The organism is Thermohalobaculum sp., assembly GCF_058622915.1.
In genome coordinates this window covers 19,910-30,520 of the sequence record NZ_JBZSYN010000140.1, presented here as the reverse complement: position 1 = coordinate 30,520, position 10,611 = coordinate 19,910, and the positions used below count along the sequence as shown (strand labels likewise).

Below are 10,611 nucleotides of genomic sequence, written 5' to 3'. Positions count from 1 at the left end.
GACGTTGAGCAGCCCGACGCGGGGGCGTTCGATGCCGAAGTTGAGATGCGCGTACTCGGCGCCCATGACGGCGTATTGCAGCAGGTTCCTCGGCTCGGCGCGCACGTCGGCGCCCATGTCGAGCACCGTGTTGAAGCCGTGTGCGACCCGCGAGGGCCAGTTCACCGCGATGGCAGGGCGGTCGATCCCGGGCGCCTTGCGCAGCACGACGATGGCCATGGCCATCAGCGCGCCGGTGTTGCCGCAGGACACCGCCACCCGGGCATCGCCGTTGGCGACCGTCTCGAGCGCCTTCCACATCGAGCTGTCGCGCCCGTCGCGCAAGGCGCGCGAGGGCTTTTCCGACATCGAGACCGTCTGGCTGGCGTGGTGCAGCTCGCAGCGCCCGGCGAGGCCGGAGCGGCGGCCGAGCAATTGCTTCAGCTTCGCCTCGTCGCCGTGGACGATGAACCGCAGCTCCGGGTTCGCCGTCGCCACATGGGCCATTCCCGTCAGGATCGCGCCTGGTCCCCGGTCTCCCCCCATCGCGTCGATGGAAATCACCGTGCTCCGGCTCATGTCCTAATCCCCGATGCGGCCAACGGCCCGCATGCGCCCGGTTCCCGGTCTGGCGAGCGGCCCGTGTCTATGCCGCGTCGTCTTCGAGGTCGGTCTCGGCCGGCTGCGCCACGACCTCGCGGCCGTTGTAATGTCCGCAGGCGCCGCAGACGTGATGCGGCAGCCTGGGCTCGCCGCAATTCGGACACTCGACGTTGTTCACGGGCTTCAGCGCATCGTGCGAGCGGCGCATGTTGCGTTTGGACCGGGTCTTCCGGTTCTGCTGGACAGCCATGTCGATCCTCTATCCTGCTTGTCGTCCGGGCCGCCATCGCGGCCGATCGCAGGCCCGGGCACTCGTGCCGTTCCCGGCGCGATCACCGAGCGACGCGCTCTGGGCCGAACCTCTCGGGGAAACGAGACGCGGAAAATACTCGTTTTGCCCTCCGGGGCAAGAGTTTTTTCCAGCCGCACCAGCCTGCCGCATGGCTCGATCCCCCGGTCGCCCGCCATTCAGTGGCCGCCCCTCTCAAGCCGGCGCTTGAGCGCGGCGAGGTCGGCGAAGGGACGGTCCTCCTCCTCCTCGATCGGCGCCGCGCCGGGCGGTGCGAAGCGGGTCTGGCCAAGCTCCGCTCCGGGCGCGCGCGGATAGGGGTCGAGCATAAGCGCGAGGCTCTCGAGCGCAAGGGCACCGGGGTCGATGGTGGTCTCGAACGTGTCGGGCTCGTCCTCCTCGTCGGGCGCAATCCTGACCTCGCGGACCGCGGGCACCTGGTCCGCGGGCAGGTAGAGGCGCCGGATCTCGGCGTCATGGTGCGCGGGCACGGGGGCGAGCGAGATCACGCAGGTCTGCTCGAGCCGCGCCACCAGCCGGCCGCTGACCTCCCAGCCCTCGGCGCCCGCGGGCGCGATGGCGCCCTTGAAGCTCAGCCGCTCGACCCGGGGCAGGTCGAGGAAGGCAGCCACGGCGCCCAGCTCTTCCGCGTCGGCCTCGATATCGAAGGGCGTCGGCTGCTTGCGGCTCAGGCGCGCGACGCGAACCGGCCGCGCGAGGGGAGGGGCCGGGACGTTATCGGTGCGGTTTGTGGTCAAGGTCCGATCCCCATATCCGATCTGCGCGCCGCGGCGACAGGGGCGAGCCGGGCGGCGCCTCTGTCGCACTGCTTGAATCTAGAGCAACCGCGGGGTAGGGGAAAAGCGGGAGATGTTCCAGGGAGCCGGTCGATGAATCGCATCAGGGGTATTGTTCTGGCGGTGGTGCTGGCCGGTTCCGTCGCAGCCTGCTCGCCCACGATACACACCCACGGCTATGCGCCGGACGATGCGCTGCTGGCGAAGATCTCCGTCGGCCACGACACGCGCGAAAGCGTGGCCGAGAAGATCGGCAGGCCGGTGGTGCACAGCGAGTTCGACAAGAAGTCCTGGTACTACATCGCCTTCAAGTCGGAGAGCTACACCTACCACGCCCCAAAGGTGGTCAGCCGGCGCATCATCGCCGTGCGTTTCGACGACAACGGCGTCGTCAAGGCCGTGAACAAGTACGGCCTGAAGGACGGCCGGGTCATCGATCTCGCCACCCAGACGACGCCGACCTACGGGCGCCAGCTGTCCATCCTGCAGCAGCTGTTGGGCAACTTCGGCCATATCACCGCCCAGGACCTGCAGACCCAGTAGCGGGACCGGGGCGGGTGCAGGGCGCCCGGTCGGCAAGCACCGGATCAGCGCCGCAGTCGCTCAGAGCGATGTGACGCGCAGGTGCACGCCGCGGTCGGGCCTCAGCGTCATGGCCATGGTCGGCAGGGGCTGCGGCCCTTTCGTCAGCGCGAAGCGGAAGCGGGCGATCAGCGTCGTCAGGATGATCTGCGCCTGCATCAAGGCGAAGTTGGCGCCGACGCAGATGCGCGGCCCGGCGCCGAACGGGACGTGCAGGTAGCGGTCGCGGGCCCGGGCCTTCTCGGGCGCGAAGTTGTCCGGGTCGAAGGCGTCGGGCTCGTCCCACCACATGCGGTGGCGATGCAGCGCGTAGATCGGCAGGAACAGGATGTCGTTCGGCCTGACCTCGCGCCCGGCGAGCAGGTCGTGCTCGCGCACGTTGCGCGCCAGCAGCCCGACGGGGGGATAGAGTCGCATGGCCTCCTCGATCACCTGGCGCACGTAAGGCGCCCGGCCGAGGTGCCCGGCGCCGGCAGCCGGGGCGCCGCCCAGCGCAGCCTGGGCCTCGGCGCGCGCGCGTTCCTGCACCTGTGGGTCGCCTGCGAGCAGCAGCAGCGACCACGAGAGCGCCAGCGCCGTGGTTTCGTGGCCGGCGACGATGAAGAACTGCATGTTGTGCAGCAGCTCCTCGGGGGTCATGCGCCGCCCGGTCTCGGCGTCGGCCGCCTTGAGCATGTGGTCGAGCAGGTCGTCGGCCTTGCCGGTGGCGTGGCGGCGCCGGTCCTCGATGGCGCGGGCAACCATGCGGTGCATGGTGCGGACCGAGCCGCGCCCCATGAGCTGGCCGGGGCGCGGGATCCAGTCCGGCACGTGCAGGAAGTCGAGCAGCGAGGCGCGGCCGATGGTCTCGAAATAGCGGGTGATGGCGGCGCCATAGACCGCCGCGTCGAAATGCTCGCGGCCCGAGAGCGCCACCTCGCAGATCACGTCGAAGGTCGCGGCCAGCATCTGCGAGACCATCTCGGCCTCGGCCTCGGCCGCGCCGGCAAGCCGCTCGCAGGCGCGTGCGGCGGTCGCTGTCATCACCGGCGCGAGCGCGGTGACGTTCTTTTGCGTGAAGACGGGGGCGACGGCGCGGCGCTGGAAGCGCCACTCCTCACCCTCGAGCGTGAACAGGCTGTCGCCCACGGCCGGGCGCAGCATGCGCAGCATCACCTCGGACTTGGGATAGTTCGCCACGTTGTCGAGGAAGATGCGCCGCAGCGCGCCGGGGTCCTGCACCATGTGCCAGTTGGTGCCGAGCCGGCCCGAGACCATGGGCTGGATGAAGGCGAGCTCGGGAATGATCTCGAGCACGTTGCGCCGCGCCGCGCGCAGGCTCTCGAGCATCGAGAGCGGGCGCCGCGTGGGCTCGATGCGGGGGGGCACGTAGTTCATGGCGGTAAGGTAGGCGAGGGCGGGCCGGGGGAAAAGCGCCGAGCGCGGCCATAGTGTCCCGCACCGCCATACCCGCAACGGCACAAGGCGGCGCACGGCGGCACATGCCGCAAAAACGTGCACGGCGCATTCACAATGAAATCAGTGTCTTAGAATAGTTGGCACGCGTGCCCATCGCGGCCGGGGCGTCTCAGCGCGGCGCCATCTCCCCGGCGCGCACCTCGCGGGCCATCTGGTCGAGCACGGCGTTGACGAACGCCGCCTCCTTGCCCTCGGCGAAGAAGGCCTTGGCCACGTCGACATATTCGCCGATGGTCACCCGGGGTGGGATGTCGGGCCGGGCGGTCAGCTCGTAGCCCGCCGCCCGGAACAGCGCTCGCAGGGTGGCGTCGATGCGCCCGAGCGGCCATTTCGCCACCAGCCCGCGGTCGGTGAGCTGGTCGATCGCCGCCTGGTCCTCGACCACGCCGGCGAGGATGGCGCGGAACAGCTCGATGTCGGCCTCGCGGTACTGCTCACCCTCGATCTCGGCGCCGAGGCGGTGGGCCTCGAACTCCTCGCGCACCGTCTTCCAGGGCGCGCCGGCGATCTCCATCTGGTAGAGCGCCTGCACCGCCGCCAGCCGCGCGGCCGACCGGGCCAAGCGCGCCTCGGTGTGGGGACGCAGGGCCATCTCAGGCCTTGCTCCGGGGCCCGGGCTGATCGGCCAGAAGGATGTCGTCATCGGCGGATGGCGGCGTGCCGCGCTCCGGCCGGCCGCGGAAGCGCCGCGCCAGCGCCACGAGGTGCAGCGCCGCGGCCGCGGCGCCGCCGCCCTTGTCCATGCCCTCAGGATCCGCCCGCGCCTCGGCCTGCGCCATGGTCTCGCAGGTCAGGATGCCGTTGCCCACCGCGAGCCCGCGCTCGACGCCGAGCAGGGTGAGCCCGCGCGCGCTCTCGCCGCAGACCAGCTCGTAATGGCTGGTCTCGCCCCGGATGATGCAGCCGAGCGCGACATAGCCCTCCCAGGTGCCGGTCTCGGCGGCAAGCCGGATCGCGACGGGGACCTCGAGCGCGCCCGGCACCTCGATCAGCTCGTGCCGCGCGCCGGCAGCGTCGAGCACCATGCGCGCCCCGGCGATCAGGCCGTCGGCGATTCCGCGGTAGAACGGTGCGGCCACCAGGAGCAGCCGCGGCGGCGGCGCCAGCCGGGGCAGGGGGAGCGCGCCTTCTTGCTCGGTCGAGGCCATCTCAGCCCCCTCGCTTCGGGATCGGCCGGGTGCCGACGATGGAGATGCCGTAGCCCTCGAGCCCGACCACGCGGGGGGCGGGCGAGTTGGTCAGCAGCACCAGCTCGCGGATGCCCAGCGCGTGCAGGATCTGGGCGCCGACGCCATACTGGCGAAGCTGGCGCGACGAGGGGCCGGTGGCGCGCAGCTTGGCCGAGAGCGCACCCGGCGACATGTCGCGCAGCAGCACCAGCGCGCCGCGCCCCTCGGCGGCGATGGCGGCCATGGAGTCGGGCACCTGCTCGAACCGGTCGGGGTGCAGCGCCAGCAGGTCGTCGAACGGGTCGAGCACGTGCATGCGCACCAGCACCGGCCCGTCGGCCCCGAGATCGCCCATGACCAGCGCCAGGTGCTCGGCCCCTTCGGGCTGGTCGTGGAAGATGCGGATCTCCCACTCGCCGCCGATCGTCGAGGTGACGGTGTCGGCGGCCGTCTCGCGCACCAGGTTGTCGTAGCGCAGCCGGTAGGCGATCAGCTCCGAGATCGTGCCGATCTTGAGCTGGTGCCGCTGCGCGAAGGCCATCAGGTCGGGCAGCCGCGCCATGGTGCCGTCGTCGTTCATCACCTCGCAGATCACCGCGGCCGGGATCATCCCGGCGAGCCGCGCGACGTCGACGGCGGCCTCGGTGTGCCCGGCGCGGACCAGCACGCCGCCATCGCGCGCCCTGAGCGGGAATACGTGGCCCGGCGTGGCGATGTCGCCGGGGCCGGAGTTCGGATCGATGGCGACGGCGATGGTGCGCGCGCGGTCATGCGCCGAGATGCCGGTGGTGACGCCCTCGCGCGCCTCGATCGAGACCGTGAAGGCGGTCTCGTGACGCGACTGGTTGGTGGGCGACATCAGCGGCAGCCCCAGGGCGTCGATGCGCCGGCCCTCCATGGCGAGGCAGATCAGCCCGCGCCCGTGCTTGGCCATGAAGTTCACCGCGTCGGGCCCGGCCATCTGGGCGGGGATGATCAGGTCGCCCTCGTTCTCGCGGTCCTCGTGGTCGATCAACAGGAACATGCGTCCGTTGCGCGCCTCGTCGATGATCTCGGCGACGGAGGAGATGTAGTCGCTGTAATCGGGCTCGGCCATTGCGTCCCCCGGGCCTCAGCCCGCGACCTGCTGGAGCCGCGCGACGTAGCGCGCCAGGAGGTCGATTTCCAGGTTCACCTTCGTGCCCGGCTCGGCACCCGAGAGGCTGGTGACCTCCCAGGTATGCGGGATGATGTTGACGCCGAAGCGCGCACCCTCGACCTCGTTCACGGTCAGCGAGATGCCGTCGAGCGCAATCGAGCCCTTGGGCGCGATGAACCCGGCCAGTCGCTGGGGTGCGCGCACGGTCAGGCGGTGGCTGTCGCCCTCGGGCCGGACCGCGGTGATCTCGCCGACCCCGTCGACATGGCCCGAGAGGATATGCCCGCCGAGCTCGTCGCCGACGCGAAGCGCCGGCTCCAGGTTCACCGGCGTGCCCTGGCGCCAGTCGCCGAGCGTGGTGCAGGCCCTGGTTTCGGCCGAGGCCGAGACTTCGAACCAGTTCTGCGCGCCGTCCTGCCCGGCCTCGATCACGGTCAGGCAGATGCCGTTGCAGGCGATCGAGGCGCCCGGCTCGAAGGACTCCGGCGAACGGCGGCAGGCGATCCTGAGATAGGTATCGCCCGCGTCGCGTCGCGAGAGCACGGTGCCGAGCTCGCGAATGATTCCGGTGAACATGCTGCCGTCCTGCCCCGTGCGGTGGGCTCGCATATGGCCTGGTCGCGACCGATAGCGGAAGGCGCCGCGCCCGGCAAGGCGCCTCGCGTCGTAAGGGCTTCCTTAACCGTCATCGTGATAGCGGTCCGGTCCTGGTACAGCCGAGCGGGTCGAGGGGGCCAAAGGCGGCGATGGGCAATGCGAGCGGGCGCGTCTTTCTGTTCCTTCAGGGCCCGCACGGGCCGTTCTTCAGGCGCCTCGCCACAACCCTCGCCGCCAGCGGCGCCTGCGTGCGTCGGATCGCCTTCAATGCCTCGGACGAGGCCGAATGGGCCGGGGCCGGTCCGCTCGACCGGTATGCGGGCGGGGGCCGCTATGGCGTGTGGCTGGAGCGGTATCTCGAGGCCCACGGCGTCACCGACATCGTGCTCTACGGCGACAGCCGGTTCGAGCACGCCATGGCGGTGGCGCTGGCCTGGCAGCGCGGGCTGGTCTGCCACTGCCTGGAGGAGGGCTATCTCCGGCCGCACTGGGTCACCTACGAGCGCGGCGGCAACAACGGCAACTCGACGCTGAACGACATCCCGCTCGAACGGATGGCGGCGGCGCTGGGCCCCGGACGTCCGCAGGAGACTCCGGCCCATGACGGCTGGGGCGCCTACGGGCCGCACCTGTGGCATTCGCTGCGCTATCATGCCCGCCTGCTGCTGCCCTCTGCGCGCTATGGCTGGCACCGGAGCCCGCGCGGCATGAGCTTGTGGCGCGAGGTTGCCAAGTCGCTGCTGCGTATCGCCAGCCTGCCCGTGCGCCGCCGGGTGCACCGATGGCGCATGCGCCGGCTCGCCGCCGGGGGGCGGCCCTATCACCTGGTGCTGCTGCAGCTCTCGTTCGACGCCTCGCTGCAAAGCTATTCCGACTATTCCAGCTCGGCCGCCTTCGTGCGCGACTGTCTCCGGGCCTTCGCGCGGGGCGCGCCGGCGGGTGAGGTATTGACGTTCAAGTCGCACCCTTTCGAGGACGGGCGCGAGCGCCTCGGCCGCGTCATCGCGCGCGAGGCGAGGGACCTGGGCGTGGCCGGCCGCGTGGTCTACCTCGATGGCGGCGACGGGCTCGCGGAGGCGCTCGAGCGGGCGCGCACGGTGGTCACCGTGAACTCGACCGGCGCCCAGCCGGCGCTGTGCCGCGGCCTGCCCGTGGCCGCGCTGGGACGCGCCGTCTATGCCCGCCCGGGGCTGACGTCGCGCCAGCCTCTGGAGGCGTTCTTTGCCGCGCCCGAGCCGCCTGACCGCGCCGCTTACGCGCGGTTCCGCCGCTTTCTGCTCGCCACCTCCCAGATCGAGGGATCGTTCTATTCCGAGGCCGGCATCGCGGCGCTGCTCGAGCGGCTGCCCGCCGCGATGCTCGCCCGGCAGGACCCCTACGAACGTCTGCTGAAAAGCGCAGAAGCGCCGTCGGGCGTTGCCGCCCCGATCCCCTTCCGCCGTGACTGGCCGAAGGCGCGGGCCCGGCCGGAGGTGCTGCGCCGCCTGGCGGTCTGAGGTGACGGGCCGCCCGATCAGCGGCCAAGCGACGATCACTGCCCCCGAGACGAGGAACGAAGCATGACATCCGTGATCCGACCCGTCCGCGCCGTGCTGCTCGCCGGAGTAATGCTGGGCCTCGGCGCCTGCGCCCTGCCGCGCAGCGGACCGTATTACGAGGAGGTGACTGCCCCGGCGCCGAAGACGCTGGACTACGACGTCGTGCGCGTCACAGCCGCGGTGGCGCGGGCCACGCATATCGACGAGCGCATGGGGTTCGATCGCAACTTCCGCGACGTCGCGCCGGTCGACACGGCGAGGATCGCCCGGGGCGACGTGCTGTCCATCACCGTGTGGGAGAACGTGGAGCAGGGGCTTCTGAGCCCCGACGGGGTTGGGGCCACCCGGCTTCCCAAGGTCGAGGTGGACGAGCGCGGGATGATCTACGTTCCCTATGTCGGCCTCGTCCGCGCCGCCGGCCGGACCGTGAGTCGATTGCGCGACGTCATCCGGGCGCGGCTGTCCGAGAAGACGCTGAACCCGCAGGTCGACGTGTTCGCCTCCGAGGGGCGGGGCCGGATCGTCAGCCTGCAGGGACGCGTGCGCAAGCCGGGCCTCTACACGATCGAGCCCGAGACCGAGCGGCTCCTGCCCATGCTCGCCCGCGCCGGAGGCGTGACCGAGGAGCCGGAGGTCGTGCTGCTCAAGCTCAGGCGCGGCAACCAGACCGGCGAGATCTGGGTGCAGGATCTCTACGACGATCCGGCGAACAACGTGGCACTGCGCAACGGCGATGCGGTGATTGCCGAGCGCGACCGGCGGATCTTCACCGCGCTCGGAGCGGTTGGAAAGCCGGCGACCGTGCCCTTTCCGGTGCGCGAGCTGTCGGTCGAGCGTGCGCTGGGGACCGTTGGCGGCCTGGTCGACGGCGCCGCCGACCCGACCGGCGTGTTCCTCTTCCGCCGCGAGCTGCCAGGCGTCGCGGCGAAGGTTCTGCCCGGGAAATCCGTCGAGGGGCCGCGGCGCATGGTCTACCTGATCGACCTGACCCAGCCTGGCGGCATGTTCCTGGCCCGCGAGTTCATCATGCGCGACGGCGACACGCTCTATGTGACCTCGGCGCCGTTCACGCGGTGGATGAAAATCCTGCAGTCGGTGGCGCCGCTGGTGACCTTCGCCGGATCGGCAAAGAACCTGGCGCGGCCGATGTAGGCCGGCGCCGCGCCGTGGCCAGGCCCGACCGGGGCCGCCGGCGCGGCTTGCTCGCGGCCGCAGGCCAGTCCGGCGCCAGGCCAGGCCAGCACCAAGCCAGTCCGGCGCCAGGTCAGTCCGGCGCCAGGTCAGTCCGTTGCGAGGTCAGTCCGTTGCGAGGTCAGTCCGGCGTTTGGCGCCACAGCGTCAGCACGTCGGCGCCGAGGACGCTGACCCGGTCGAGCGTGAAATCCGGCGCATCGGCGAGGCGTTCGAGTCCGAGCGCGTCGACCATGGCCCGGCCGTCGCCCCCGATCGCCTTGCCCGCGGTGAAGAGCGCGAGCTCGTCGACCAGCCCCGCCGAGAGCAGCGAGGCGGCGAGCCGACCGCCGCCCTCGCACAGGATCCGGGTCAGGCCCGAGCGGCCAAGCTGCGCCAAGGCCTCGGTCATGTCGAGCAGGCCCGCCGCGCCCGGGGCCGTCTCGACGGTCTCCACGCCCCGGCCACGAAGCGCCTCGCGGCGGTCCGGCGGCGCATCCGGCCCGTGCAGGGCGCGAACCGGGATCTCGCGCGCGCTTTGCACGAGTCGGCTCTCGAGCGGCAGGGTCAACCCGCCGTCCGCGACGACCCGCACGGGATGCGCCGGCCGGGACCCGAGCCCGCGCACGTCGAGCATCGGGTCGTCGGCGCGGGCGGTGCCCGCCCCGATCAGGACCGCGTCCGAGCGGGCGCGCATGAGATGGACCCTGGCGCGCGCCGGCGCGCCGGTGATCCAGCGGCTCTCGCCGGCGCGCGTGGCGATGCGGCCATCGAGCGTCCCGGCAAGCTTGAGCGTCAGCCAGGGCCGCCCGCGCTCCACGACCGACAGGAAGCCCGCATTGAGCCGCCGCGCCTCGCGCTCCATCAAGCCGGTCTCGACCGCGATGCCGGCCTGCCTCAGCGCGGCGAGGCCGCGGCCGGCGACGCGGGGGTGGGGATCCTGCAGCGGGCAGACGACGCGCCCGATCCCGGCCGCGACCAGCGCCTCGGTGCAGGGCGGTGTCCGGCCGTGGTGGTTGCAGGGCTCGAGCGTGACATAGGCGGTGGCGCCCCTCAGCGCTTCGGCGCCGTAGCGCTCGCGTGCATGGTCGAGCGCCACCGTCTCGGCATGGGGCCGGCCTCCGCGCCCGGTGATGCCACGGCCGAGCACGCGCCCGGCGCACACGATCACCGCGCCCACGGCGGGGTTGGGCGCGCTGGCGCCGACGCCGCGCGCCGCCAGCGCGAGTGCCATACGCATCCAGCGCGCGTCCTCGGCGGGGTCTGTCTTCGGGGTCTGCGCCCCGTGCAT

General features: G+C 71.7%; 11 protein-coding genes and 1 pseudogene. 3 read left to right on the top strand and 9 right to left on the bottom strand.

Annotated features, from left to right (window positions below):
- The 3 genes and pseudogenes from AC32QD_RS11155 to AC32QD_RS11145 all read right to left on the bottom strand — a co-directional run.
- Positions 1-558: pseudogene (locus tag AC32QD_RS11155) on the bottom strand (phosphate acyltransferase PlsX); the annotation flags it as partial.
- Between the two features lie 67 nt (positions 559-625).
- The gene (rpmF, locus tag AC32QD_RS11150) at positions 626-832 is read right to left on the bottom strand and encodes a 50S ribosomal protein L32 (RefSeq protein ID WP_492010575.1); all 207 of its coding nucleotides are present in this window, start codon (positions 830-832) and stop codon (positions 626-628) included.
- Positions 833-1,050: 218 nt separating this feature from the next.
- Positions 1,051-1,629, bottom strand: coding sequence for a DUF177 domain-containing protein (locus AC32QD_RS11145; RefSeq protein ID WP_492010574.1), 579 nt, complete (start codon positions 1,627-1,629; stop codon positions 1,051-1,053).
- Between the two features lie 132 nt (positions 1,630-1,761).
- Between AC32QD_RS11145 and AC32QD_RS11140 the strand changes: the two genes are divergently transcribed.
- Positions 1,762-2,211, top strand: a complete 450-nt coding sequence (locus tag AC32QD_RS11140; protein WP_492010573.1) for an outer membrane protein assembly factor BamE — start codon at positions 1,762-1,764, stop codon at positions 2,209-2,211.
- Between the two features lie 60 nt (positions 2,212-2,271).
- Here AC32QD_RS11140 and AC32QD_RS11135 read toward each other — a convergent pair whose 3' ends face one another.
- From AC32QD_RS11135 to AC32QD_RS11115, 5 genes are all read right to left on the bottom strand, one after another.
- On the bottom strand, positions 2,272-3,627 hold the full coding sequence (locus AC32QD_RS11135; protein WP_492010572.1) for a cytochrome P450: 1,356 nt from the start codon (positions 3,625-3,627) through the stop codon (positions 2,272-2,274).
- A gap of 190 nt (positions 3,628-3,817) precedes the next feature.
- The gene (gene nusB, locus AC32QD_RS11130; RefSeq protein WP_492010571.1) at positions 3,818-4,300 is read right to left on the bottom strand and encodes a transcription antitermination factor NusB; all 483 of its coding nucleotides are present in this window, start codon (positions 4,298-4,300) and stop codon (positions 3,818-3,820) included.
- A 1-nt stretch (position 4,301) separates the two neighbouring features.
- Positions 4,302-4,856 (bottom strand): 6,7-dimethyl-8-ribityllumazine synthase, encoded by a 555-nt coding sequence (locus AC32QD_RS11125; RefSeq protein ID WP_492010570.1) that lies wholly within the window; start codon positions 4,854-4,856, stop codon positions 4,302-4,304.
- A gap of 1 nt (position 4,857) precedes the next feature.
- Positions 4,858-5,973, bottom strand: coding sequence for a 3,4-dihydroxy-2-butanone-4-phosphate synthase (ribB, locus tag AC32QD_RS11120; RefSeq protein ID WP_492010569.1), 1,116 nt, complete (start codon positions 5,971-5,973; stop codon positions 4,858-4,860).
- A gap of 15 nt (positions 5,974-5,988) precedes the next feature.
- Complete coding sequence (locus tag AC32QD_RS11115) at positions 5,989-6,591, bottom strand: riboflavin synthase (RefSeq protein WP_492010568.1); 603 nt, start codon at positions 6,589-6,591, stop codon at positions 5,989-5,991.
- 170 nt (positions 6,592-6,761) lie between these two features.
- Here AC32QD_RS11115 and AC32QD_RS11110 point away from each other — a divergent pair, with 170 nt between their 5' ends.
- A complete protein-coding gene (locus tag AC32QD_RS11110; protein WP_492010567.1) occupies positions 6,762-8,108 on the top strand; it encodes a capsular polysaccharide export protein, LipB/KpsS family in 1,347 nt (448 codons plus the stop codon).
- A 63-nt stretch (positions 8,109-8,171) separates the two neighbouring features.
- A complete protein-coding gene (locus AC32QD_RS11105) occupies positions 8,172-9,302 on the top strand; it encodes a polysaccharide biosynthesis/export family protein (protein WP_492010566.1) in 1,131 nt (376 codons plus the stop codon).
- A gap of 160 nt (positions 9,303-9,462) precedes the next feature.
- Here AC32QD_RS11105 and ribD read toward each other — a convergent pair whose 3' ends face one another.
- Entirely contained in the window at positions 9,463-10,611 is a 1,149-nt protein-coding gene (gene ribD, locus AC32QD_RS11100) for a bifunctional diaminohydroxyphosphoribosylaminopyrimidine deaminase/5-amino-6-(5-phosphoribosylamino)uracil reductase RibD (protein WP_492010565.1), read from the bottom strand.

What these genes read in the sequence shown, in the direction of transcription:
- rpmF (WP_492010575.1), bottom strand. Translation starts at nt 832, where the DNA reads ATGGCTGTCCAGCAGAACCGGAAGACCCGGTCCAAACGCAACATGCGC.
- AC32QD_RS11140 (WP_492010573.1), top strand. Translation starts at nt 1,762, where the DNA reads ATGAATCGCATCAGGGGTATTGTTCTGGCGGTGGTGCTGGCCGGTTCC.
- AC32QD_RS11135 (WP_492010572.1), bottom strand. Translation starts at nt 3,627, where the DNA reads ATGAACTACGTGCCCCCCCGCATCGAGCCCACGCGGCGCCCGCTCTCG.
- nusB (WP_492010571.1), bottom strand. Translation starts at nt 4,300, where the DNA reads ATGGCCCTGCGTCCCCACACCGAGGCGCGCTTGGCCCGGTCGGCCGCG.
- AC32QD_RS11125 (WP_492010570.1), bottom strand. Translation starts at nt 4,856, where the DNA reads ATGGCCTCGACCGAGCAAGAAGGCGCGCTCCCCCTGCCCCGGCTGGCG.
- ribB (WP_492010569.1), bottom strand. Translation starts at nt 5,973, where the DNA reads ATGGCCGAGCCCGATTACAGCGACTACATCTCCTCCGTCGCCGAGATC.
- AC32QD_RS11115 (WP_492010568.1), bottom strand. Translation starts at nt 6,591, where the DNA reads ATGTTCACCGGAATCATTCGCGAGCTCGGCACCGTGCTCTCGCGACGC.
- AC32QD_RS11110 (WP_492010567.1), top strand. Translation starts at nt 6,762, where the DNA reads ATGGGCAATGCGAGCGGGCGCGTCTTTCTGTTCCTTCAGGGCCCGCAC.
- AC32QD_RS11105 (WP_492010566.1), top strand. Translation starts at nt 8,172, where the DNA reads ATGACATCCGTGATCCGACCCGTCCGCGCCGTGCTGCTCGCCGGAGTA.
- ribD (WP_492010565.1), bottom strand. Translation starts at nt 10,611, where the DNA reads ATGCACGGGGCGCAGACCCCGAAGACAGACCCCGCCGAGGACGCGCGC.